General features: G+C 63.0%; 19 protein-coding genes. 5 read left to right on the plus strand and 14 right to left on the minus strand.

Going from position 1 to position 23,916, the window contains the following annotated elements; translation table 11 throughout:
- Positions 1 to 150 precede the first annotated feature (150 nt).
- From HGO40_RS26360 to HGO40_RS26370, 3 genes are all read left to right on the plus strand, one after another.
- Positions 151 to 915, plus strand: coding sequence for an IclR family transcriptional regulator (locus HGO40_RS26360; protein ID WP_058543922.1), 765 nt, complete (start codon positions 151 to 153; stop codon positions 913 to 915).
- Positions 916 to 955: 40 nt separating this feature from the next.
- Complete coding sequence (locus tag HGO40_RS26365) at positions 956 to 2,173, plus strand: amino acid deaminase (protein WP_250965427.1); 1,218 nt, start codon at positions 956 to 958, stop codon at positions 2,171 to 2,173.
- Between the two features lie 152 nt (positions 2,174 to 2,325).
- A complete protein-coding gene (locus HGO40_RS26370; RefSeq protein ID WP_250965428.1) occupies positions 2,326 to 3,243 on the plus strand; it encodes a sugar kinase in 918 nt (305 codons plus the stop codon).
- Between the two features lie 147 nt (positions 3,244 to 3,390).
- Here HGO40_RS26370 and HGO40_RS26375 read toward each other — a convergent pair whose 3' ends face one another.
- Positions 3,391 to 3,666, minus strand: coding sequence for a peptidylprolyl isomerase (locus HGO40_RS26375; protein ID WP_003182808.1), 276 nt, complete (start codon positions 3,664 to 3,666; stop codon positions 3,391 to 3,393).
- Positions 3,667 to 3,714: 48 nt separating this feature from the next.
- Entirely contained in the window at positions 3,715 to 6,252 is a 2,538-nt protein-coding gene (locus HGO40_RS26380; RefSeq protein WP_250965429.1) for a hybrid sensor histidine kinase/response regulator, read from the minus strand.
- A 132-nt stretch (positions 6,253 to 6,384) separates the two neighbouring features.
- Here HGO40_RS26380 and HGO40_RS26385 point away from each other — a divergent pair, with 132 nt between their 5' ends.
- A complete protein-coding gene (locus HGO40_RS26385; protein ID WP_250965430.1) occupies positions 6,385 to 7,503 on the plus strand; it encodes a PilT/PilU family type 4a pilus ATPase in 1,119 nt (372 codons plus the stop codon).
- Positions 7,504 to 7,638: 135 nt separating this feature from the next.
- Here HGO40_RS26385 and HGO40_RS26390 read toward each other — a convergent pair whose 3' ends face one another.
- The 10 genes from HGO40_RS26390 to HGO40_RS26435 form a co-directional block, all read right to left on the minus strand.
- Positions 7,639 to 9,594 carry an acetoacetate--CoA ligase gene (locus tag HGO40_RS26390; protein WP_250965431.1) on the minus strand — a complete coding sequence of 652 codons (1,956 nt, stop codon included), beginning with the start codon at positions 9,592 to 9,594 and terminating at the stop codon, positions 7,639 to 7,641.
- 227 nt (positions 9,595 to 9,821) lie between these two features.
- Positions 9,822 to 10,598 (minus strand): 3-hydroxybutyrate dehydrogenase, encoded by a 777-nt coding sequence (locus tag HGO40_RS26395; RefSeq protein WP_250965432.1) that lies wholly within the window; start codon positions 10,596 to 10,598, stop codon positions 9,822 to 9,824.
- Between the two features lie 8 nt (positions 10,599 to 10,606).
- The gene (locus HGO40_RS26400; protein ID WP_250965433.1) at positions 10,607 to 11,998 is read right to left on the minus strand and encodes a GntP family permease; all 1,392 of its coding nucleotides are present in this window, start codon (positions 11,996 to 11,998) and stop codon (positions 10,607 to 10,609) included.
- A gap of 303 nt (positions 11,999 to 12,301) precedes the next feature.
- Complete coding sequence (locus HGO40_RS26405) at positions 12,302 to 13,717, minus strand: sigma-54 interaction domain-containing protein (RefSeq protein WP_250965434.1); 1,416 nt, start codon at positions 13,715 to 13,717, stop codon at positions 12,302 to 12,304.
- A gap of 144 nt (positions 13,718 to 13,861) precedes the next feature.
- Positions 13,862 to 15,442, minus strand: a complete 1,581-nt coding sequence (locus HGO40_RS26410; protein WP_250965442.1) for an ABC transporter ATP-binding protein — start codon at positions 15,440 to 15,442, stop codon at positions 13,862 to 13,864.
- A gap of 26 nt (positions 15,443 to 15,468) precedes the next feature.
- Positions 15,469 to 16,491 carry an ABC transporter permease gene (locus HGO40_RS26415; protein ID WP_250965435.1) on the minus strand — a complete coding sequence of 341 codons (1,023 nt, stop codon included), beginning with the start codon at positions 16,489 to 16,491 and terminating at the stop codon, positions 15,469 to 15,471.
- Positions 16,491 to 17,549, minus strand: coding sequence for a microcin C ABC transporter permease YejB (locus HGO40_RS26420; protein ID WP_250965436.1), 1,059 nt, complete (start codon positions 17,547 to 17,549; stop codon positions 16,491 to 16,493). Before HGO40_RS26420 ends, HGO40_RS26415 begins: the two co-directional genes overlap by 1 nt.
- On the minus strand, positions 17,549 to 19,417 hold the full coding sequence (locus tag HGO40_RS26425) for an extracellular solute-binding protein (protein ID WP_250965437.1): 1,869 nt from the start codon (positions 19,415 to 19,417) through the stop codon (positions 17,549 to 17,551). The genes HGO40_RS26420 and HGO40_RS26425 overlap by 1 nt, the downstream gene beginning before the upstream one ends.
- A gap of 205 nt (positions 19,418 to 19,622) precedes the next feature.
- Positions 19,623 to 19,904, minus strand: coding sequence for a peptidylprolyl isomerase (locus HGO40_RS26430; protein ID WP_060752577.1), 282 nt, complete (start codon positions 19,902 to 19,904; stop codon positions 19,623 to 19,625).
- A gap of 97 nt (positions 19,905 to 20,001) precedes the next feature.
- Positions 20,002 to 20,871, minus strand: coding sequence for an esterase/lipase family protein (locus HGO40_RS26435; RefSeq protein ID WP_250965438.1), 870 nt, complete (start codon positions 20,869 to 20,871; stop codon positions 20,002 to 20,004).
- Positions 20,872 to 21,195: 324 nt separating this feature from the next.
- Here HGO40_RS26435 and HGO40_RS26440 point away from each other — a divergent pair, with 324 nt between their 5' ends.
- A complete protein-coding gene (locus HGO40_RS26440; protein WP_250965439.1) occupies positions 21,196 to 22,257 on the plus strand; it encodes a hypothetical protein in 1,062 nt (353 codons plus the stop codon).
- 147 nt (positions 22,258 to 22,404) lie between these two features.
- On the opposite strand, the gene HGO40_RS26445 is transcribed toward HGO40_RS26440, so the two are convergent.
- Both HGO40_RS26445 and HGO40_RS26450 read right to left on the minus strand, forming a co-directional pair.
- Complete coding sequence (locus HGO40_RS26445) at positions 22,405 to 23,016, minus strand: glutathione S-transferase (RefSeq protein ID WP_250965440.1); 612 nt, start codon at positions 23,014 to 23,016, stop codon at positions 22,405 to 22,407.
- Between the two features lie 30 nt (positions 23,017 to 23,046).
- Positions 23,047 to 23,916, minus strand: an 870-nt coding sequence (locus HGO40_RS26450) for a MurR/RpiR family transcriptional regulator (protein ID WP_250965441.1), incomplete at its 5' end; no start/stop codon positions are given.

Raw genomic sequence — 23,916 nt, forward strand, 5'->3', positions numbered from 1 at the left:
AACTCCGCGCCGGGGCCCCGGGAGCTCCCTCCCGCGCGGATGCCCCGCTGTCGAAATAAATTGGCCCTGCGGCGAAGGCAAGCGGTACAACGCCCCCTCGCCACAGTAAAGATACATGCGACTATGGGTGAAATTTCAGGAACCGAAAACATGACCGAAGACACCATCAAACGCCGGGCCCGGGGATTGGATCGGGCGTTCGATATCCTCGATTTTCTCAAGGAAATCGGCCAACCGCTGCGCCCGAACGATATTGCCAGCGGCATCGGCAGTCCCAAGTCCACGGTCTATGAACTGGTGGCGTCGCTGTTGGAGCGACGCATCCTCGAGCCGGTGGGCAAGGACGGTCACGTCTACCTGGGCCGCCAGTTGTATTTCCTCGGCCAGGCGCACTTGCGGCATTTCGATTTGAGTCGCGAGGCCGACCAGGCCTTGCAGGAGATCGTGCGCCAGACCCGGGAAACGGCGCAGATGTGCCTGCTCAACGGGCGTAAATACACCGTCGCGCTGATGAAAGAAGGCGAGCGGCATTTCCGCATCTCCTCGGACATCGGTGAAAACGCGCCGATCCCATGGACCGCGTCCGGGCGCCTGCTACTGGCGCATCTGAGTGACCAGCAGATCGTCGACCTGATCGACCCCGACGATTTCATCCTGCCGGACGGCGAGCGCCTGCCCCTGGAGCAATTTCTCAAGGAAATCCGCCAGGCTGGCCTCGATGGTTTTTTCTCCTTCGACAGCGTCGCCGACACCTTCACCCATTGCTTCGCCGCACCGGTCAAAGACCCTGGCGGCGTGGCCATCGCCACCCTGTGCATCGTCGCCCCACGGGCCGACGCCAAGAACAATTACGCCGACTACCGCCGGGTGCTGATCGAAAGCGCCAACAACCTGGCCCGTCGCATCAATGAATAGACAGCAACGGCACTAGCGGCCGTGCGCGAGGAGTTCGAACATGTCATCTGCCATCCTTAATGCCGGCGTCGAGAAGGGCGCTGCCACCGTCGGCGCCCACCTGCTGCGGGACGTCAGCCTGCCAGCGCTGGTGCTGCACCGCACGGCCCTGGAGCACAACATCCGCTGGATGCAGGATTTTGTCACCCGCAGCGGTGCCGAACTGGCGCCCCACGGCAAGACCAGCATGACCCCCGCGTTGTTTCGCCGTCAGTTGGAGGCCGGCGCCTGGGGCCTGACCCTTGCCACCGCCGTACAGACCCGTGCCGCCTACGCCCATGGCGTGCGCCGAGTGTTGATGGCCAACCAATTGGTGGGCACGCCCAACATGGCGCTGATTGCCGATCTGCTCGCCGACCCGGCGTTCGAATTCCATTGCCTGGTGGATCATCCGGACAACGTCGCTGACCTGGGCGCTTACTTCGCTTCTCGCGGCGTGCGGCTCAATGTGATGATCGAGTACGGCGTGGTCGGTGGTCGGTGTGGCTGCCGGACCGAAGCCGAGGTGCTGGCCCTGGCCGAGGCGATTCGCAGTCAACCGGCGCTGGCGTTGACCGGTATCGAAGGCTACGAAGGGGTGATCCACGGCGACCATGCCATCAGCGGCATCCGCGCGTTCGCAGCCTCCTTGGTACGGCTGGCGGTGCAGTTGCAGGACGGCGGTGCCTTCGCCATCGACAAACCGATCATCACCGCCTCGGGTTCGGCCTGGTACGACCTGATCGCCGAATCCTTCGAAGCCCAGAATGCCCACGGGCGTTTCCTCAGCGTGCTGCGGCCCGGCAGCTACGTGGCCCATGACCATGGCATCTACAAAGAGGCCCAGTGCTGTGTACTGGAGCGCCGCAGCGACCTGCACGAAGGCCTGCACCCGGCCCTGGAGGTCTGGGCCCATGTGCAATCGCTGCCGGAGCCGGGCTTCGCGGTGATCGCGCTGGGCAAGCGCGACGTCGCCTACGACGCCGGATTACCGGTGCCGCTCAAGCGCTACACGCCCGGATCGGACGCGGTGGTGGCGGATGATGTCAGCGCTTGCAAGGTGACGGCGGTGATGGACCAGCATGCGTTCATGAGCGTGGCGGCGGGGGTTGAGCTGCGTGTGGGCGACATCATTTCGTTTGGGACTTCCCACCCGTGCCTGACGTTCGACAAGTGGCGAGTGGGGTGCCTGGTGGATGAGCGGTTGCAGGTAGTCGAGGGCATGGAGACTTGTTTCTAAGGCTTGAGACCGAGTCGCGGCTATCGCGAGCAAGCTCGCTCCCACAGTGGATTGTTGTGAATACAACATTGTGATCACCACCATCCCCCTGTGGGAGCGAGCTTGCTCGCGATAGCGGCCCGCCAGACACCACCGAACCATCAGGAACATCCATGAGCAACCCCACACCCCGCATCGCCCTGATCGGCGAATGCATGATCGAACTGCAACAACGCGCCGACGGCAGCTTGCTGCAAAGCTTCGGCGGCGACACCCTGAACACCGCCGTGTACCTGTCCCGCGCCTTGGGCGACAGGGGCTCGGTGGATTACGTCACCGCCCTGGGCGACGACAGTTTCAGCGATGCCATGTGTGAGCGCTGGGCCGAAGAAAACATCGGGTTGCAAAGGGTCCAACGCTTGCCTGGACGCCTGCCGGGTCTGTATTGCATCCAGACCGATGCGGCGGGCGAGCGGCGATTCCTCTACTGGCGCAACGAAGCGGCGGTGCGCGAGTGTTTTACCACCCCGGCCGCCGCACCGATCCTGGCCGCATTGCCGGATTACGATGTGCTGTATTTCAGCGGCGTCACCCTGGCGGTACTCGGCGAGCAGGGGCGGCGCAAACTCATTGAGGCCCTGATCGAGGCACGGCGCCGCGGCGCCCAGGTGGTGTTCGATAACAACTACCGACCACGGCTCTGGGCCTCGGTCGAGGCGGCGCGCCTGGCGTATCGCAGCGTACTGCCTTACGTGGAGCTGGCGCTGTTGACCGTGGATGACGAACAGGCGCTGTTCGGCCATGTCGATGACGAGGCGGTATTCGCTGCGTATGCGCAGTTGGGCACGGCGGAAGTGGTGCTCAAGCGCGGTGCCGAGGCCTGGTTGATTCGTTGCGATGGGCAGTCTTATGAAGTGCCTGCCGTGCGGGTAGAGCGTGTAGTCGACACCACGGCGGCGGGAGATTCCTTCAGCGCCGCGTACCTGGCGAGCCGCTTGCTGGGCGGCAGCCCGGTGGAAGCGGCCGAGGCGGGGCATGAGTTGGCGAGCCGGGTGATCCAGGTGCCGGGGGCGTTGATTCCCAAGGACTGACATCTCCATGGAAATCAGGCTATGCCTTTGTGGCGAGGGAGCTTGCTCCCGCTCGGCTGCGCAGCAGCCGCAAAAATGGGCCTGCTGCGCAGGCCAGCGGGAGCAAGCTCCCTCGCCACAGGGTCGGGTCGTCAGGGCAATGTCACTTCAATCCCGGTAGAACACCTGCACCAGGTGATAGCCAAACTTGCTCTTGATCGGCCCGTGCACCACCCGCAGTGGCTTCTTGAAAATCACCGCATCGATCACCCCGACCATCTGCCCCGGCCGCACTTCGCCCAGGTCACCGCCGCGCTTGCCCGACGGACAAGTGGAGTATTTCTTGGCCAGCACATCGAACGCTTCGCCCTTGGCGATGCGTTGCTTGAGCTGTTCGGCTTCTTCGGCGGTTTTCACCAGGATATGGCGGGCTTGGGCTTTCATTGCAGCGGTGACCTGAAGGGTGCGACGGGGCGGCGATTATGCCTCAAGTCAGCCGCCATGGTTGATCATCGTCCGAATCTTGTTGGCCAACAGATCGAGGGTGAAAGGCTTGGCGACCATGTCCATGCCCTGTTCGAGGAATCCTTGGCGTTCGGCGGCTTTCTGCGCGTAGCCCGTCATGAACAGCACTTTGAGCCCCGGGCGGTGCTGGCGGGCGATTTCCGCCAGTTGCCGGCCATTCATGCCCGGCAGCCCGACGTCGGTCACCAACAGGTCGATGCGTTGCTCCGATTCCAGCAGGGGCAATGCCATCATGGCGTCCTGGGCCTCGAGTGCGGTGTAGCCCAAGGTCTTCAACAGGTCGAGCACCAGCATGCGCACGGCGGGTTCGTCTTCCACCAGCAGTACGGTTTCCCCGGCGATGGCCGGTGGTGCCTCGACCGTCTCCGGCGTGGCGGGTTGCTGGGCCGGCACAACGTGCAAGCGCGGCAGGTACAGCTGCACCCGCGTGCCCTGGCCCGGCACGCTGTCCAGGTTGAGGTGACCACCGGACTGTTGCGCAAATCCGTAGATCATCGACAAGCCCAGGCCGGTGCCCTGGCCGATGGGCTTGGTGGTGAAGAACGGGTCGAAGGCCTTGGCCAGCACGGCGGGGGTCATGCCGCTACCGTTGTCGCTGACGGCGATCATCACGTAGTCGCCGGCCTTGACCGGCTCCAGGCTGTTGATGTCCGTGCCGTCGAGGTAGACGTTGGCGGTTTCGACGATCAATTCGCCGCCCTCGGGCATCGCATCGCGGGCGTTGATCACCAGGTTGAGCAGGGCGTTTTCCAGCTGGCTGGCATCGGTGCTGACTGGCCACAGCTCATTGGCTAGTTGCAGGCGCAGCACGATGTGATCGCCGGTGGTCCGGCTCAGCAGGTCTTCGAGCGAGCGAACCAGCTCGTTGGCGTCCAGCGGCTTGCGGTCCAGGGATTGGCGACGGGAAAACGCCAGTAACCGATGGGTCAGGGCTGCGGCGCGGTTGGCCGAGGACACCGCCGCTTCGGTGAAGCGGCCGATCTCGGCGGCACGACCAGCGGCGATGTAGCGTTGCATCAGGTCGAGGCTGCCGAGAATGCCGGTCAGCATGTTGTTGAAGTCATGGGCAATGCCGCCGGTGAGCTGGCCCACGGCTTCCATTTTCTGCGCATGGCGCAGGGCTTCTTCGGCGCGCTCGCGCTCGAACATCTCGCTTTGCAGCCGATGGTTGGCCTCGGCCAGTTGCTGGGTTCGAGCGATGACCCGTTCCTCCAGCGTTTCGTTGAGGTTGCGCAGGGCTTCCTCGGTTTTCCGGCTCTCGGTTTCGTCGATCACAAAGATGTAGAAGCCGTTCACCGCACCGTCCGCGCCGTGGCGCGGCAGGTAGTTGATCAAGGAATGGCGCGGGCGACCGTCGCGATGGTCCGACTGCACGGCAAAGCTGCACGGCTTGCCGGCCAGGGCGTCGGCGCTCTGCTGGGCGCGGGCGGCATAGGCCTCATCGCCGAGCACTTCGCGGATGGTCTTGCCGTAGAGCTCCTGCGGAGTCATGCCGTACCAGTCCAGGTAGGCGCTGTTGTTCAGCCGGAAACGCTCCTCGCGGTCCACGTAGCTGATGAGGATCGGCATGGCGTTGATGATCAGTTGCAACTCGGTCTGGCTCTGGCGCAGGGCCTGCTCGGTGCGCTTGCGTTCGGTCAGGTCCAGGGCCGCGCCCAGGAAACGCTTGGGCCGGCCGTGGCGGTCCTTGTAGCAGCGGCCGCGCACATATACCCAGCGCAACTCATTATCGGGCTGCAGCAGCCGGTACTCCTCGGCGTATTCGGTGCCGTGGGTGATGCAGTGCTTGATGCTGCGGGCAACCATCGCCCGGTCTTCGGGATGCACGCCTTCAAGATAGGCGCTGATGGGCAATTGTCGCGACAGCTCCGGATCGACGCCATGCAGCAGGGCGAAATGCGCGTCGGCAATAAAGCGGTCCTCGCTGATGTCCCAATCCCAGGTGCCCAGCGCGTCGGCGGCGGCCAAGGCCAGTTGCAGGCGTTCTTCGCTTTCGTGCTGGGCCTTGAGGCTGGCCTCGGAACGCCGCTCGAACTCCATGGCCAGGCGGCGTCGCTCGCTGGTCTCGATGGCGGTGACCAGAATGCCGGCGACGCTGCCGCTTTCGGCACGCACCGGGCTGTAGGTCAGGTCCAGCCAGACATCGCAGAGACGGCCGGCGAAGGGCACGCGCCATCGCTGATCGCGGCAAGTGTGGGTCTGGCCTTGTAACACCCGCTGATAAATCCCTTCGGTCGTGCCTTTGAGTTCGGGCCATGCTGCATGGGTCGGCTGGCCAAACGCTCGAGGGTGCTTGTCACCAGCCAGTCGGCCGAAGGCGTCGTTGTAGAGGTGGGACAGCTGCGCGCCCCACAGCAAGGCCATGGGCATGGGCGAATGGAGCACGATGTCCACGGCGGTGCGCAGGCTCTGGGGCCAGTCCCGGGCGGTGCCCAACGGGGTCTGGGCCCAGTCCACCTGGCTGACCAGGCGTTGTGTATCGCTGCCGGCGGGTGTCGCGTTCATCACGCACTCCCTGCCTGTCGTGTCTGTACCACGGCGTCTACTATCCTTTGAGGAAGGTAAGTGCGAGTGGGGCTGAAAGATTTCATGTTCGGCTCAGCTTGTTTCATTGATGTCTCGCGGAAGTTTCAGTCCATGGAAATCGATCCGTTGTTGCGAATCCTGGCGAGCCAGAATGGTTCCGACCTTTACATGTCCACGGGCGCGCCGCCATGCGCGCGTTTCGAAGGGGTGATCAAGCCCTTGGCTAACGAGGCCTTCAAGGTCGGCGACATTGCCCGTCTCGCCGAGTCTTTGATGGACGCCGAACAGCGCCTTGAGTTCGATCGGGAATTGGAAATGAACCTGGCGATTTCCCTGGCGGGCGTCGGGCGGTTCCGGGTCAATATCTTCAAGCAGCGCAACGACGTGTCCATGGTGATTCGCAACGTCAAGCTGGATATCCCGCGCTTCGAAGACCTGAAACTGCCCCGGGTGTTGTTGGACACCATCATGCAGAAACAGGGCTTGATGCTGTTCGGCGGTGCGACAGGCTCGGGCAAGTCGACCTCCCTGGCGGCGCTGATCGATTACCGCAATCGCAACAGCAGCGGTCACATCATCACCATCGAGGATCCGGTGGAGTACATCCATCGGCATAAGAAATCCATCATCAACCAACGGGAAGTCGGTGTCGACACCCGCAGTTTTCATGCCGCCCTGAAGAACACGTTGCGCCAGGCACCGGATGTGGTGCTGATCGGCGAGAGCCGCGATCGGGAAACCATGGAGCATGCCCTGGCTTTTGCCGACACCGGGCACCTGGTGATTTCCACCTTGCATGCCCCTAACGCCAACCAGGCCTTGGACCGGGTGATCAATTTCTTCCCGGAGGAACGCCGGCCGCAGTTATTGAACGACCTGGGCAACAACCTCAAGGCGTTCGTCTCCCAGCGTCTGGTACGCACCCGCACTGGCCAGCGGCGGGCTGCGGTGGAAGTGATGCTGGGTTCACCGACGGTGGCCGACCTGATCCGGCGCAACGAACTTGGCGAGCTCAAGTCCATCATGGAAAAGTCGGAGGAACTGGGCATGCAGACTTTTGACCAGGCGCTGTTCAACCTGGTAGTCGAAGGGGCCATCGACGAGGAAGAAGCGCTGAAAAATGCCGACTCGGCGAACAACCTGCGGTTGCGTTTGAAGCTGCATACCGAGTCGGGCGCGGCGGCGCCACCGGCTGATCCAGCGGCGGGTGAGTGGGGGTTGATGGATTGATTGTTTTAAAGGGAGACCGCGTTATCGTTCATCGCGAGCAAGCTCGCTCCCACGGTGGATTGCTGTGAATACAAAACTTTTGATCACCGCGATCCCCCTGTGGGAGCGAGCTTGCTCGCGATGAGGCCCTGACGGTCAGCTCGCCAGCTCAGGCCGATCGCGAAACTGCTCCAGCGCCCCGGGATTGGCCAGGGCATCGGTATTCTTCACCGCTTCGCCATGCACAACGTTGCGCACCGCCAACTCCACCACCTTGCCACTGATGGTCCGCGGGATATCAGTGACGGCGAGGATCTTCGCCGGCACATGCCGTGGTGTGGTGTTGGCCCGGATGACCTGGCGAATCCGTTGTTCCAAGGCCTCATCCAGCATCACGCCATCACGCAGGCGCACGAACAGCACCACCCGGACATCACCCTGCCATTGCTGGCCGATGGCGACGCTGTCCAGCACCTGCTCGACCTTTTCCACCTGCCGGTAGATTTCCGCGGTGCCAATGCGCACACCGCCCGGGTTGAGCACGGCATCGGAGCGTCCATGGATCAACAGGCCGCCGTGGGGCAGTTCCTCGGCGTAGTCACCCTGGGCCCATACCCCGGGGAATTGGGCGAAGTAGGACGCGCGAAGTTTTTCCTGCCGAGGGTCGTTCCACAAACCAATGGGCATCGCCGGGAAATGCCGGGTGCACACTAGCTCACCCTTTTCGCCGATGACCGGCGTGCCAGCCTCGTTCCAGACTTGCACGGCCATGCCCAGGCTCTTGCCCTGCATTTCGCCCCGGTGGACCGCTGACAGCGGGTTACCGTTGACGAAGCACGACACAAAGTCGGTGCCGCCGGACATCGAGGCCAGGCAGACGTCGGGCTTGAAATCCCGGTACACGTAGTCGTAGCTATGGGGCGCCAGTGCCGAGCCGGTGGACAGGAGGGTTTTCAGGCTGTCCAAGCGATGCGTTTGCCGTGGCTTGAGGCCCTCGCTTTCCAGGGCCGCGAGGAATTTGGGGCTGGTGCCGAACACGCTGATGCGCTGCTGATCGATCAGGTCCAGCAAGCGCGCGGGACCGGGGTGGAACGGCGAGCCATCGTAGAGCACCACCGCGCTGCCCACGGCGAGGGCCGACACCAGCCAGTTCCACATCATCCAGCCGCAGGTCGTGTAGTAGAACAACCGATCCTCGGGACCGAGGTCGACGTGCAGGCCATGTTCCTTGACGTGTTGCAGCAGCACGCCGCCAGTGCCATGGACGATGCACTTCGGCACGCCGGTGGTGCCACTGGAGTACAGGATGTACAGCGGGTGGTCGAACGGGACGCTGACGAATTCCGGTTCGCCACCGCTTCGGTAAAAGTCGTTCCACAACGCGACGGCGGCCGAGGTCTTGAAGTCCTCGACGCGGGCCTCAGGCTGGGCATAAGGCAGCACGATCAATTGCTGCAATGATGGCAATCGTTCAAGGATCTCGTTGATCTTGGGCCGCTGGTCGATGGTTTTCCCGGCATAGCGATAACCCGCGCACGTGATCAACACCTTGGGCTCGATCTGGCCGAAGCGGTCGATGACGCCCTGGGTACCAAAATCCGGCGATGAGCACGACCAGATGGCGCCCAGGCTGGTGCTGGCGAGCATTCCCACCAACGTCTGCCAGGTGTTGGGCATGCAGGCGGCGACCCTGTCGCCCCGGGTCACGCCGGCCGCTTGCAGGCTTTTTTGCAGGCCGGCGACCTGGGCGGCGAGTTCGGCCCAGGTCAGGTGTTCCTCGTCGCCGTTTTCGGCCAGCGCCCCCACGGCGAGGGCGGCCTCGCGGCGGCGCAGCAGGTGTTCGGCGAAGTTCAGCGTGGCGCCCGGGAACCTCTGGGCGCTGGGCATTTGCGCACCCTCCACCAGTACCGCGTCGGGGGCTTGGTGAAAGCGAATCTCGAAGAAATCGACGATGGCCTGCCAGAAGGCCTCGCGCTGGTCGATGCTCCAGGCGTGCAGGGCAGGGTAGTCGTTCAGTTGCAACTGATGCCGCGCGTTGGCGAACCGGCGAAAGGCGTCCATGCGTGACTGGGCGATGCGTTCGGGGCTGGGTTGCCAGAGGATGTCGGACATGGGGTGCCTCTTGTTTTTTCGGGCTTATAAACATTGCAGCACAAGGCGCACTTTGTGGCGAGGGAGCAAGCGGTGAAACGGTGCTTCCTGTAGCCAGGTCGCTTCTGTGGCGAGGGAGCTTGCTCCCGCTGGGCTGCGAAGCAGACCCAATAGGCGGCCGCTACGCAGCCGAGCGGGAGCAAGCTCCCTCGCCACAAAGAGCGCTTTCACCACACAAGGTTGCGTATCTATTGAGCCAACCACCCCCCATCGATATTCCACGCCGCGCCCCGCACCTGGCTCCCGGCTTCACTGCACAGGAACAGCACCAGTTCCCCCAGTTGCGGCGGGGTGACGAATTCCAGGGACGGCTGTTTCTCGGCCAACAGGTCGTGCTGTGCCTGTTGCGGGTCGACGCCCGTGGCAATGCGATCATCGATCTGTTTTTGCACCAGCGGCGTCAGCACCCAGCCCGGGCAAATGGCGTTGCAGGTCACATTGCTGGTGGCGGTTTCCAGGCCGACCACCTTGGTCAAGCCGATCACCCCATGCTTGGCCGCGACATACGCCGCCTTGCCCACCGAACCGACTTGGCCATGCACCGAAGCGATATTGACGATCCGTCCCCAGCCCTTGGCCCGCATGGCCGGCAGGCTCAGGCGGGTGGCGTGGAACACCGATGACAGGTTGATGGCGATGATCGAATCCCAGCGCTCCACCGGGAAATCCTCCACGGCGGCCACGTGCTGGATCCCGGCGTTGTTCACCAGGATGTCCACGCCACCGAACTCACGCTCGGCGTAGGCGAGCATGTCGGCGATCTGTGCCGGGTCACTGACGTCGGCCGGGTGATGGCCGACCTTGCCGCCGAACTGTTTCACCTCGGCGATCACCGTCGAGGCATCGCCGAAGCCGTTGAGGATCAGGTTGGCGCCGGCCTTGGCCAGGCTCAGGGCGATGCCCAGGCCGATGCCGCTGGTGGAGCCGGTGACCAGGGCGGTCTTGCCCGAAAGAGGGGTTGTCATGGGGAACCTCACACAATGCCAGTGGCGTAGAACACACCGATCACGAAGAACACCGCGAGGGTCTTGATCAGCGTAATGCAGAAAATGTCTTTATAGGCTTCGCGATGGGTCAGCCCGGTCACCGCCAGCAAGGTAATCACCGCGCCGTTGTGGGGCAGGGTGTCCATGCCGCCGCTGGCCATGGCGGCCACCCGGTGCAGCACTTCCAAAGGGATGTTGGCGGCATGTGCGGCGCTGATGAAGGTTTCCGACATCGCCGCCAAGGCGATGCTCATGCCGCCCGAGGCGGAGCCGGTGATGCCCGCCAGCAGCGTGACGGTCACCGCTTCGTTGACCAGCGGGTTGGGAATGCTCTTGAGCCAGTCGGCCAGGACCAGGAAGCCCGGCAAGGACGCGATGACGGCGCCGAAGCCGTATTCCGACGCGGTGTTCATCGCCGCCAGCAACGCACCGCCCACCGCGCTCTTGCTGCCTTCGGCCAGTCTGCTGCGAATGGCCCGGAAGCCGAACAGCAGGACCATGATGATGCCCACCAGCAAGGCCGCCTGCACCGCCCAGATCGCGGTGAGCTTGGCGATGTCGCTGGTGACCGGGGCGCTCATGCCCGGCAGCGCCAGGCTGTGGGTCTTGCCATACCATTGGGGAATCCATTGGGTGAACAGCAGGTTCATGACCCCCACCGCCAGCAGCGGTGAAACGGCAATCCACGGGTTCGGCAGCTGGATGTCTTCGGCGGTTTCCGGCTCGTTGCGCAGCTCGGTGCCGGAGCCTTCGCCCTCGCGTTGGGCCTTGTTGCGCTGGCGTTGCAAGAACAGCATGCCAAGGCTGAACACGAAGATCGTACCGATCACCCCCAGCCACGGTGCGGCCCAGGCGGTGGTGTTGAAGAACGTGCTGGGGATGATGTTCTGGATCTGCGGCGTGCCGGGCAGGGCGTCCATGGTGAACGAGAACGCGCCGAGGGCGATGGTGGCCGGGATGAGCCGCTTGGGAATGTTGCTCTGGCGGAACATCTCGGCGGCGAACGGGTACACCGCGATCACCACGACGAACAGCGACACGCCGCCATACGTCAGCACGGCGCAGACCAGCACGATCACCAGCATGGCTTGGCGCGTCCCCAGCAAGCGAATCGCCGCGGCGACGATGGAACGGGAGAACCCCGACAACTCAATCAGCTTGCCGAACACCGCACCGAGCAGAAACACCGGGAAGTAGAGCTTGATGAAGCCGACCATTTTCTCCATGAACACCCCGGTGAAGGCAGGGGCGACGGCGGACGGGTCGGTGAGCAGGACAGCACCGAGGGCGGCGATGGGGGCGAAGAGGATAACGCTGTAGCCACGGTAGGCGGCGACCATCAGCAGCGTGAGAGCTGCCAAGGCAATGATCACACTCATGGTGTGTCTCCTGGATTGTTATTGTTGTGGTGAAGCGGTGGCGGGGCTATAGCGAGTTTTGTGCCAGGTGTGTAACTGGCTGAAATATAAGGGTTTTATTTGTGTTTATAGGAGTGGGTTGAATGATTTGTCTCTAATCGGAGATCTTTCGGGGCTGGGCTGGCCTCATCGCGAGCAAGCTCGCTCCCACAGGTTGACCGGGTATTCCAGGAAAACCCCGGCCCCCTGTGGGAGCGAGCTTGCTCGCGATGAGCGCAAAGCGCTCCCCCATCAGCAGTCTACCAATAGAGAAATAAAGTCTCTTTATTGAGACTCTGCAATCCCCACCGCCACCATCTTCTTGTACAGCGTCGACCTCCCCAGCCCCAACCGCTCGGCCGCTTCCACCACCTTGCCCCCGCATTGCGCGAGGGTGGTTTCGATCAATTGCCGGTCGAAGCGCGCCCGGGCCTGGCTGAAGGTTTCGTGGGGCAGGGGATCGACGCTCACGTCCGCTGGCCGCGCCACCGGCGTGAACGTCCCGATGGCCGCGCGGATGTCCGTTGCCGTGAGTACCAGGTCATCGCTGAGCAGCGCGGCCCGTTCCAGCACATTGCGCAGCTCGCGGATGTTGCCCGGCCAGGCGTGTTGTCGCAGCAGGACGAGGGCGGCGGGGTTCAGTTCGTGCTGGCTGCGCAGCTCTTCCAGGATCGCTTCGCTCAACGCCGGCAAGTCATCTAGGCGCTCGCGTAACGGCGGCACCTGGATCGGCAGCACGTTGAGGCGGTAATACAGGTCGGCGCGGAACTCTCCACGCTTGATCGCCGCTTCCAGGTCCATGGAGGTGGCGGCGATCACCCGCACGTCGCTTTGCAGCATCTCGTTGGAGCCCACGGGTTCGTATTCCTTTTCCTGGAGCACGCGCAGCAGTTTGCTTTGCAGCGGCAACGGCATGTCGCCGATTTCGTCGAGGAACAGCGTGCCGCCTTGGGCAATCTGCAGCTTGCCGGCGCGGCCCTTGCGGTCGGCCCCGGTAAAGGCCCCCGGCGCGGTGCCGAAGAACTCGGCTTCCAGCAGCGATTCAGGAATCGCTGCACTGTTGATGCTGACGAACGGCTTGTGTGCCCGCGGCGAAGCGCTGTGGATGGCCTGGGCCAGCAGCTCCTTGCCGGTGCCGGTTTCGCCGAGCAGCAGCACTGGCGAATCAGCACTGGCGCTGCGCCGGGCTCGACGTTTGACCTCAAGGCCGGCGCTGCTGGTGCCAATGAAATGGGCAAAGTTGTACTTGGTTTGCCGCGCCCGCAGCAGCGAACGGGTGGAGGCCAGCTCTTCCTGCATGCTCAGGTAGCGCTTGAGCATCGGCGACAGGCTGTGCAATTCATCGAACAAGGCAAAACCGATGGCACCGATCACCGCACCCGCGCTGTCGTGGATCGGCAGGCGCATCACCACCAGCGGCTCCTTGGGCGTGTCCTGCATGTCCAGCAGGATCGGCCGCCCGGTGCGCACCACTTCCCGCAACAGGCTGCTGGGGATCACGCTCTCGCACGCCCGGCCAATCGCCTCCTGCGCCGAGTTCAGGCCGAAACGGCGGGCGTAGCGCTCGTTCATCCAGACGATATTCGCGTCACGGTCGACAATCACCGTGCCTTCGCTGGACTGCTCGATGATCTCGAACAACGAGCGGATCGCCAGCGTGCGCACGCGCTTGTAATCCTTGAGGCTTTCGGTGGGGTTCATGATCGGATCCGGGTTGTGTGTTGCCTGTCAAGCCGCCATCGCGAGCAAGCTCGCTCCCACATTTGATCTTCAGTGCGACGCAGACCAGTGTGGGAGCGAGCTTGCTCGCGATGGGCGCGACACGAAGCTATGCCATGCGCCGCATTATGCCCACCCCGGATGCGCCGCCGCCAACAACTCCTTGGTATAGGGATGCTGGGGTGAGTCGAACACGTCATGGCTGGCGCCTTGCTCGACCACCTTGCCGTCCTTGATCACGATCATGTCGTGGGCCAGGGCGCGGACCACCGCCAGGTCATGGCTGATGAACAGGTAGGTCAGGCCGTGCTTTTCCTGGAGCTGGCGCAGCAGGGCGACCACTTGTTTCTGCACGGTGCGGTCCAGGGCCGAGGTCGGTTCGTCCAGCAGGATCAGGGCCGGCTTGAGCACCAGGGCCCGGGCGATGGCGATGCGTTGGCGCTGGCCACCGGAAAACTCATGGGGGTAGCGGGGGCGGCTCTGCGGGTCGAGTCCTACTTCCTTGAGGGCCTGGATCACCTGCGCCTCACACACCTCGGCGGTGGACGGGCTGTGGACTTCGAGGCCTTCGCTGATGATCTGTTGCACCGACATGCGCGGGCTGAGGCTGCCGAACGGGTCCTGGAACACCACCTGCATCTTTTTGCGCCACGGCCGCAGGGCCTTGTGGGATAACTGTTCGAGGGCATGGCCCTGGAAGTGGATGCTGCCTTCGGATTCGATCAGCCGCAGGATTGCCTGGCCCAGGGGGGACTTGCCGGAACCGGATTCGCCGACGAAGCCCAGGGTCTTGCCGCGCTGGATGCTCAGGCTGATGCCGTCCACGGCGCGCAAGTATTCCTTGCGTCGGAACAGCCCGCCGCCCAAGGCAAAACTCACCCGCAGGTCCCGCACCTGCAACACGTCTTCGCGTTCGTCCCGAGGCAGGGCCTCCCCTTCCGGTTCGGCGTGCAGCAGCTCGCAGCTGTAGGGATGCTTCGGTGCGCTGAACAGGGTTTCGCAGGGTGCCTGCTCGACAATTTCCCCGGCCTGCATCACGCACACCCGCTGGGCGATGCTGCGCACCAGGTTGAGGTCGTGGCTGATCAGCAGCAAGGACATGCCGAGCCGTTGCTGCAAGGACTTGAGCAGCAGCAGGATCTTGCGCTGCACGGTCACGTCCAGCGCCGTGGTCGGTTCGTCGGCAATCAACAGCTCCGGCTCGCAGGCCAGGGCCATGGCGATCATCACCCGTTGCCGCTGGCCGCCGGACAGTTGATGAGGGTAGGCCTTGAGCCGCTCGGCGGGCTTCTGGATGCCCACCAGGGCCAGTAGTTCGAGGATGCGCTGGCGCGCCGCTTTGCCGCCCAGGCCCCGGTGCAGCATCAGGGTTTCACCGATCTGCTTTTCGACGCTGTGCAGTGGGTTGAGCGAGGTCATCGGTTCCTGGAAGATCATGGCGATGCGGTTGCCGCGCAACTCCCGCAGGGTCTTGGCCTCGGCCCCCAGCAGTTCCTGGCCACGGTAGCGAATGCTGCCGGTGGTGCGAGTGCCGGTCTCGGGCAGCAATTGCAGGATCGAATGGGCCGTCACCGACTTGCCGGAGCCTGATTCGCCCACCAGGGCCAGGCATTCGCCGGGGCGGATGTCCAGGCACAGGTTGCGCACCACCGTCAGGTCGTTGAAGGCCACGCTCAGGTCGCGGATTTCGATCAGGTTGTCGCTCATCTCAAGGTTCCGCTTCATGGCTGTTTTCAAGACCGTGGATCAAAGGCGTCGCGCAACGCCTCGCCGATGAATACCAGCAGGGAAAGAATCAGCGCCAGGGTGAAAAATGCCGTCAACCCCAGCCACGGCGCTTGCAGGTTCTGTTTGCCTTGGGCGATCAACTCGCCCAGCGATGCGCTGCCGGCCGGCATGCCGAAACCGAGGAAGTCCAGGGCGGTCAGGGTGGAGATCGCCCCAGTGAGGATGAAGGGCAGGTAGCTCAGGGTGGCGTTCATCGCGTTGGGCAGGATATGCCGCACGATCACCTTGCGGTCGGACAGCCCCAGGGCCCTGGCGGCCTTGACGTACTCCAGGTTGCGTCCGCGCAGGAACTCGGCGCGGACCACGTCCACCAGGGCCAGCCAGGAAAACAGTGCCATGATCCCCAGCAGCCACCAGAAATTCGGCTCGACGAAGCCGGACAGGATGATCAACAAGTAGAGCACCGGCAGCCCGGACCAGACTTCCAGCAAGCGCTGTCCGAGCAGATCCACCCAGCCGCCGTAATAGCCCTGCAACGCACCGGCGGCGATGCCGATCAGCGCGCTGATGGCGGTCAGGGCCAGGGCGAACAGGATCGACACCCGCGCGCCGAAGATCACCCGGGCCAGCACGTCCCGGGACTGGTCATCGGTGCCCAGCCAGTTCACCGCCGAGGGCGGGCTCGGGGCCGGCTGGTTGAGGTCGTAATTGGGCGTGTCGTCGGTGAATGGGCGCGGTGGAAACCCCCGCCAGCCGCCGTCCTTGTGGATGAGGTTCTGCACGTAGCTGCTGCGGTAGTCGGCCTGGAACGGCAACTGCCCGCCGAATGCCTGTTCGGTGTAGCGCTTGAACACCGGGAAATACAGCGAGCCCTGGTAGCTGACCACCAGCGGTTTGTCATTGGCGATCAACTCGCCGCCCAGGCTCAGGATGAACAGGCCGATGAACAGCCACAATGACCACCAGCCCCGACGGGTTTTCTTGAAACGTTCGAACCGTCGGCGGCCCAAGGGGGAAAGCTTGAACATCAGGCGTTCCTCGCGGCGAAGTCGATGCGCGGGTCCACCAGGGTGTAGCAGAGGTCGCCGATGAGTTTGATCAGCAGGCCGAACAGCGTAAAGATGAACAGCGAGCCGAACACCACCGGATAATCCCGCGACACGGCGGCCTCGTAGCTCATGCGTCCCAGGCCATCGAGGGAAAAGATCACTTCGATCAGCAAGGAACCGGCGAAGAACACGCTGATAAACGCTTGGGGAATGCCCGAGACCACCATCAGCATCGCATTGCGGAACACGTGGCCGTAGAGCACCCGGCGTTCGCTCATGCCCTTGGCTCGCGCGGTGACCACGTACTGGCGGGTGATTTCATTGAGGAACGAGTTCTTGGTCAGGATCGTCAGGGTGGCGAAGCCGCCGATCACCAGCGACGTGACCGGCAGCACCAGGTGCCAGAAGTAATCGGCGATCTTGCCCAGCGTCGACAGCGACTCGAAGTTGTCCGACACCAGCCCGCGCACCGGAAACCAGTTCAGCGAGGTGCCGCCGGCAAACATCACGATCAGGAACATCGCGAAAAGAAACGCCGGCATGGCGTAGCCGATGATGATCGCCGTGCTGCTCCACACATCGAATGCCGAGCCGTGGCGCACGGCCTTGCGAATGCCCAGGGGGATCGACACCAGGTAGGTGATCAAGGTCGCCCAGAGCCCCAGGGAGATGGTTACCGGCATTTTTTCCAGGATCAGGTCGGTGACCGTGGCGCCGCGGAAGAAACTCTTGCCGAAGTCGAGGCGGGCGTAGCTGCTGAGCATCAGCCACAGGCGCTCATGGGCCGGCTTATCGAAGCCGTATTGTTTTTCGATGTCCTTGATCAACTGCGGGTCGAGGCCGCGACTGGCTCGGGAGCTGCCGGTCATCTCACCGCCCGAGCCGCCGACGCTGCCGCCGCCGATGCCTTGCAGGTGGGCGATGGCCTGTTCCACCGGGCCGCCGGGTGCGGCCTGCACGATGACGAAGTTCACCAGCAGGATGATCACCAGGGTGGGAATGATCAGCAGCAGGCGCCGCGCGATATAAGCCCACATCAATGCGGCCCTCCGGGTGTGCCGCGCCTGAGGCGTTCGGCGCGCATCTGCTCGTTGGTCAGCGGCGTGGTGCTCACTTCCCACCAGCTTTCGATGGCTTCGTCATTGCTGGCCTGGACCTTTGGCATGCCGAAGCGGTTCCACCACACGGTCGAGCTGCCCGGCGGGTAATAGTTGGGGATCCAGTAGTAATTCCATTGCAGCACCCGGTCCAGGGCGTGGGCATGGTGCAGCATGTCGGCCTGGGTGCTTGCCTTGACCAGCCCGTCGATCAGGGCGTCCACCGCCGGGTTCTTCAAGGCCATGTAGTTGTTGGCCCCTGGATCGTTGGCGGCCGCCGAGCCGAAGTAATTGTAGAGTTCCATGCCCGGCGAAGTGCTGACGGGATAGCCGGTGATGATCATGTCGTAGTCGCGACTCATCAGGCGATTGACGTACTGGGAGGCATCGATGCGGCGAATGCTCATGTCGATGCCGATCTGCGCCAGGGTTCGCTTGTAGGGCAGCAGCAGGCGGTCGATACCGTTCTGGCTGTTCAGGAAGGTGAAGCTCAGCGGTTCGCCCTCGGCGTTCACCAGGCGGTCGCCTTCGGGTTTCCAGCCGGCCTGTTCCAGCAAGGCCAGGGCTTGCAGCTGTTTGTCGCGGATCACGCCGCTGCCATCGGTTTTCGGGGCCTGGAAAACCTGAGTGAAGACTTCGTCGGGAATCTGCCCGCGCAACGGCTCGAGAATCGCCAGCTCGCCGGCGTCCGGCAGTTTGCGGGCGGCGAGGTCGGTGTTGGAGAAAAAACTCTGCTGACGCACATAAAGGTTGCGCATCATCTGGCGGTTGCTCCACTCGAAATCCCAGAGCATCGCCAGGGCTTGGCGCACGCGACGGTCCTGGAATTGCGGTTTTTGCAGGTTGAAGACAAAACCCTGGGCGGTCTGGGGCGCCTCTTTGGCCAGGTGGCCCTTTTGCAGGCGCCCGTCCTGCAGGGCCGGGCCGTCATAGCCGATGGAATAGCCGGTGGCGGAAAATTCGCGGTTATAGTCATAGGCACCGCCGCGCAGCACTTGGCGGGCGACGTCGGTGTCGCCGAAATATTCGATGCTGAAATGGTCGAAATTGTAGAGCCCGCGACTGACCGGCAAGTCCTTGCCCCACCAATCGGCATTGCGTTCGAAGGTGATGCTGCGCCCGGAATCGACCTTGCTCACCCGGTAAGGGCCACTGCCCAGTGGTGCCTCGTAGCCGCCGCCGTTGGCGAAATCGCGGGTCTTCCACCAATGTTCGGGAAAGACCGGCAGGGTGGCGACGTCCAGAGGCAGCGTGCGGCTTTCGTTGTTCTTGAAGTTGAAGCGCACGGTGCGCTGGTCCTCGACCACGACGTCCTTGATCGCCGCGAACTGGGTGCGATAGCGCAGGCTGCCTTGGGTCATCAGCAGCTCGAAGCTATAGCGCACATCCTCGGCGGTGATGGGCTTGCCATCGGCGAAGCGGGCCTTGGGGTTCAGGTAGAAGCGCAGGGACAGGCCATCGTCGGCACGCTCCATCTTCTGCGCCACCAGGCCATAAACGGTATAAGGCTCGTCCAGCGAGCGCTGGGCCAGCGGCGAATACAGCATCCCGTCGATCTGGCTGACGCCGATGCCTTTGTCGATGTAGGGCAGGATGTGGTCGAAGTGGCCGATCTCGATGGCCGAGCGGCGCATGGTCCCACCTTTGGGGGCCTGGGGATTGGCGTAGGCGAAGTGGCCGAAGCCTTCGGCATATCTGGCGGGTTCGCCATAGACGGTCAGGGCATGTTGCGGTGCTGCATCGACGCCTGGGGCGCCTGTCAGCAGGACCGCGGCAGTCAATAGCAGTGAAGGGAACGCCAGTCGCATTGTCAGCCTTAAAGCCGGGTGAACGTTGACACTGATTTGTACGCGAGCGGCGGCTGAATCGCCAGCCCTTGTGGCGAGGGCGCTTGCTCCCGCGGGGGTGCGCAGCAGCCGCCAATGGTTGGGCCCGCTTCGCAGTCCAGCGGGAGCAAGCTCCCTCGCCACAATGAATCACATCACCCTTGAGTGAAGGGTCTCTGTACCGGAATCAGTCCTGGCGGCTGGTGACTTCCAGCAAGTGGTAGCCGAACTGGGTCTTGACCGGGCCCTGGACCGTATTGATCGGCGCGCTGAACACGACAGTGTCGAATTCCTTGACCATCTGGCCCGGGCCGAACGAACCCAGGTCGCCGCCCTGACGGCTGGATGGGCAGGAAGAGTTGGCCTTGGCGATTTCGGCGAAATCGGCGCCGCCTTCGATCTGGGCCTTGAGTTCGTTGCACTTGTCTTCGCTGGAAACCAGGATGTGGCGGGCAGTGGCTTTGGCCATGGGGCAAAATTCCTTTCAATGTATTCAAAGGTGTTGAGCCTACCGGATTCATCGACGGGGTGTTGTCAAAATTGCGTCAAAACCTTGGACCCGGCGATCAAAGGCCGGCCTTGCGCAGGCGCTCGGCGTGGCGCAGGTAAAGCTCTGCGGGGTCTGTCCCCAAGCATGCCTTGCCACTTCCAGGGTTGATGGCCTCCATGTGGTCCATGGGGTAGTCAGAGCGAATGACCCTGCCCAAGTGCGAACTGAAACGCCCGACCAGGCCGTCGTTCTGCCCGGCTTCGGTGATGAAGTATTCGGAAAAGGCGCGGCAGAAAGCCTGCAAAGGCGCCTGTTCTTTATCCACCGATTCTTGCAACGTGCCGCTCCATGAGTAGTAGCGCACGCCGTTGACCCGGTCCGGTCCGTTCCCGCCCCAGTGCTTCGGCAGGCCCTGGGGGTATTTGTCATTGAAGGCGCCAACGCCTTCTGTGGTCATAGCCGCCAGCGCGGCGACGGCGGCCGGCGATAGCTGCGCCTGGCCGTCCAGCAACGAGATGAAGTCAGCGAACAGCGTGGCGACACCCCGTGCCACATGCCCCGGCAGTCGTCCGGGGGTAAGGGCCTTGCGCAGGAAATCGGCCAGTTCGGAGCCATGGTTGGGGCCGCTGACCGAGGTGACCGAGGCCACTATGTCAGGTGCCAGCGCGGCGGCATACCGGGCGGCCAGCGCGCCCTGGCTGTGGCCGATCAGGTTGACCCGAGTAGCACCGGCGCCGGCCAGGACCCGATCGATCTGCGCCAGCAGTTGTTCGCCTCTGGCCTCGTTGGAGTGGGTGGCCGACAAGTACGGGATGAACACCCGGGCACCGCCTGCGCGTAGGGACTGTTTGATGCCATGGAAAAGTTCGACGCCGCCGATCTTGTCAAACCCGAACAACCCATGGACCAGCAGGATGGGAAATTGAGTGGTTGCATTCCGTTGCATGTTCGTACCTTTTTCGAAGAGGTTCACCTTGAATTTGCGACTTCACTCTAATGCAGGCTCATCCTGTGTGGTGTAGGAAGGAACCGCCCTGATCCAGGGAAACCGGAATAAAAAAAGTGGGAATAGTGGGAGGTAACCCGGTGGCGCTCAAAGGTGTAGGAGACCTCCGATAACCATTGTCGTTTGCAGCTACAGGTCCGAGCGCCAAGGGCTCACCGCCGCTGTCGCCTTGTCTGGCTGTGGGTTTGCCGCGGGCGGGTTTTAATGGCTCCATCAGGCACCGTTATCGGAACGGTGCCTTCATCCAAGGACTGGAGCTTGCACATGATCACCTATCCATCGCTTCAACGAACCCGTTCAGTTTCCGAAACCAGATTGCCGCCACCGGTCCTGGCGGCGGCCAGGGACGGGGTGATCAACCCCGCCTGGCGCAAGGCTGTGATTACCGTCAAGCCGTATCCCATGATGACGTGCGGGGATGAGGTGCTGCTGCGTTGGCACGGCCTCAACAACGATGGCGAACCCTACCGGCATGAAGTGGCCGGGTTCGTCACCGAACGGCAAGTGGGGCGAGACGTCGTGGTCGTCGTACGCGAACCACACATCGCCGAGTTGGATGGTGGCTCGCTGGAGATCTCCTACCAAGTGACGGGCAAACGATTGCCGGGCACGCTGGCTTCGGAACACCTGCAACTGGGGATCGGCGATGCAGCGCCGCAACTGCTACCCGTCATTGCCAACGATGCGGTGGGTGGCAGTCTCGATCCGAGCCGGGTGCCTGAAGGTACCTGGGTGAGCATTCGGCCCTACGCCAGGATGGCGGTCGGTGATCGCTTGATCCTGACGGCCAGCAAGGATTCCAACGCGCTGTGGCGCGATGTGCTGGATATAGAAGCCCACGCGGTGGGGCGTAAGGTATCGCTCTGGATCGATCATTCGTTGATCGCGCCCCATGAAGGGCACGACCTGGCCTTGGTCTATGTGGGCAGGCACGGGCATTCGGTGCGTCGTGCCGAGCCTTTGTCGCTGCACATCGGTCCGCTGCGGCGTCCTGCGCTGAAGGCGCTCCAGATTCTAGAGATGAACGCCGGGTGGCTGGAGATCGACGACCTGCAAGAGGGGGTGACAATTGTCATCGATGACCCCGGGCTTGAGGTGGGAGAGTGGGTCTGGTTGCAGTGCGATGGCAACTCCACTCATGTGCTTGAGCGCGAAATCACCGAGGCCACGGCAGGCAAATCGCTCAAGTTTGTGATTCCTGCCAGTTATTGGCAGGAACAGCGCGACAGGGCAGTGAGCGTGTTTTATCAGGTCGAGCGCCTGGATGACGTCAGCCAGCGGTCCGAGTGGGTGACGGTCCAGGTCCGTTCCCGCGCGCCAGGCTGATTCAAGGCGTGCGCCGCCTTTGTGGGAGCGAGCCTGCTCGCGATGACAGTGTGCCAGGCAACATCAATGCTGCTGAACTGCCGCCATCGCGAGCAAGCTCGCTCCCACAAGGACTCTGGTAGCCTCCAGGATTTCCTGTTTACAGCGCTATTCCATCGGCGTGCTGACAAACGCCTCCAGCCCTTCGGCATAGGCGGTGAACGCGCTGATCGACGGGAATGACTTGCCCTGCACCTGGTCCGGCACCACCAGATTGGTGAAGCTCCAGGCCCCCGCCACGGTAATACCGGCCTGATCGAGTGTGCCATCGGTGACCAGTGGCTGTTTCCCCAGTTCCTGCTCTAGCAAGTCATAGGCTGCCGCCAGTTGGCCTTCCACGCGTTCAACCCAGGGGGCGTGTTGGATTTCCGTCGGGCGCAGGTTGCGTTCGTAGTAGATCTGCACCGATTTCTCGCACGCCGCCAGGGCCAGGCCAATCAGGCGCAGGAAGCGCACCCGCTGCCCACTGTCGACCGGCATCAGGCTTCTACCCGGCGCGGCCAAGGCCTCGAGATAGTCGATGATCAACGTGGAGTCCATCAGCACGTTGCCATCGTCCAGCACCAGGGTCGGCGCCTTGACCACCGGGTTGATGCGCTGGAACTGGTCGAAATGCCTGAACACCGAAACGGATTCGTGTTCCAGGGCAACCCCCAGGCACTTGGCGGAAATGGCGACGCGTCGCACATAGGGCGAGTCCAGCATGCCGATCAGTTTCATGACATCTCCTTCAGAAAAGTCTTGTGGGTGTTAATCCTCGAACCCGACCTGTTCATGGATTTCATCGACCTTGAGTTCCAACCGGTAAGCCACGGCGATGAACAACGCCTGGCACAGGCACAACGTGGCGCTCAGCGAACGGAAGGCGAACGAGCTGCCTTCGTTCACCAGCAACACCGCATTGGCCCGTTTGGCCAGGGGGGAAAGGTTGCTGTCGGTGATGATCAGGGTCTTGGCCTGGTGATGCTGGGCGATGCGCAAGCAGTGCTGGGTTTCCTTGCCGTAGGGCGTGAAGCTGATGGCGATGACCAGGTCGTTGGCCCGCACGCTGCGCATCTGCTCGCGGTAACTGCCCCCCAGGCCGGACACCAGGTGAATGCGCTTGTTGGTGTGCTGCAGGTTGTAGACCAGGTAGTCGGCAACCGCGAACGAACGGCGTACACCCACCACATAGATGTTGTCGGCGTTGACCACCAGGTCCACGGCCTTTTCGAACGCCTGGTCGTCCAGCTCCAACCCCAGCCGCTCGATGCCCGACAAGGTTGCGTTGACGCATTCGCGGGCCAGGTCGCCCCCGCTGGCCTTCTGGGACTTGTTGGCGATCATGCTGCGGATGCGTTGCTGGTAGTTCTGCACCGGGGTGGTCTTGTGGGTGTAGGCCTCGCGGAATAACGCCTGCATTTCGCTGAACCCGCTGAAGCCGAAGCGCTGGGAAAACCGGACGATGGCCGAGGGGTGCACTTCGCATTCCCGGGCGATGTCGCTGATGCGATCCACCATGATCCGGTCACTCTGCTGGCTCATGTAGCTGGCGATGCGCTTGAGCTGGCGCGGCAGGCTTTCGTATTCGTCGGTGATCAGTTGCAACAGGCGCTCGGCATTGATCGGTGGGCTCGGGAG

The sequence above is a fragment of the Pseudomonas sp. CG7 genome (assembly GCF_023701885.1).
Taxonomy (GTDB): Bacteria; Pseudomonadota; Gammaproteobacteria; order Pseudomonadales; family Pseudomonadaceae; genus Aquipseudomonas; species Aquipseudomonas zanjanensis.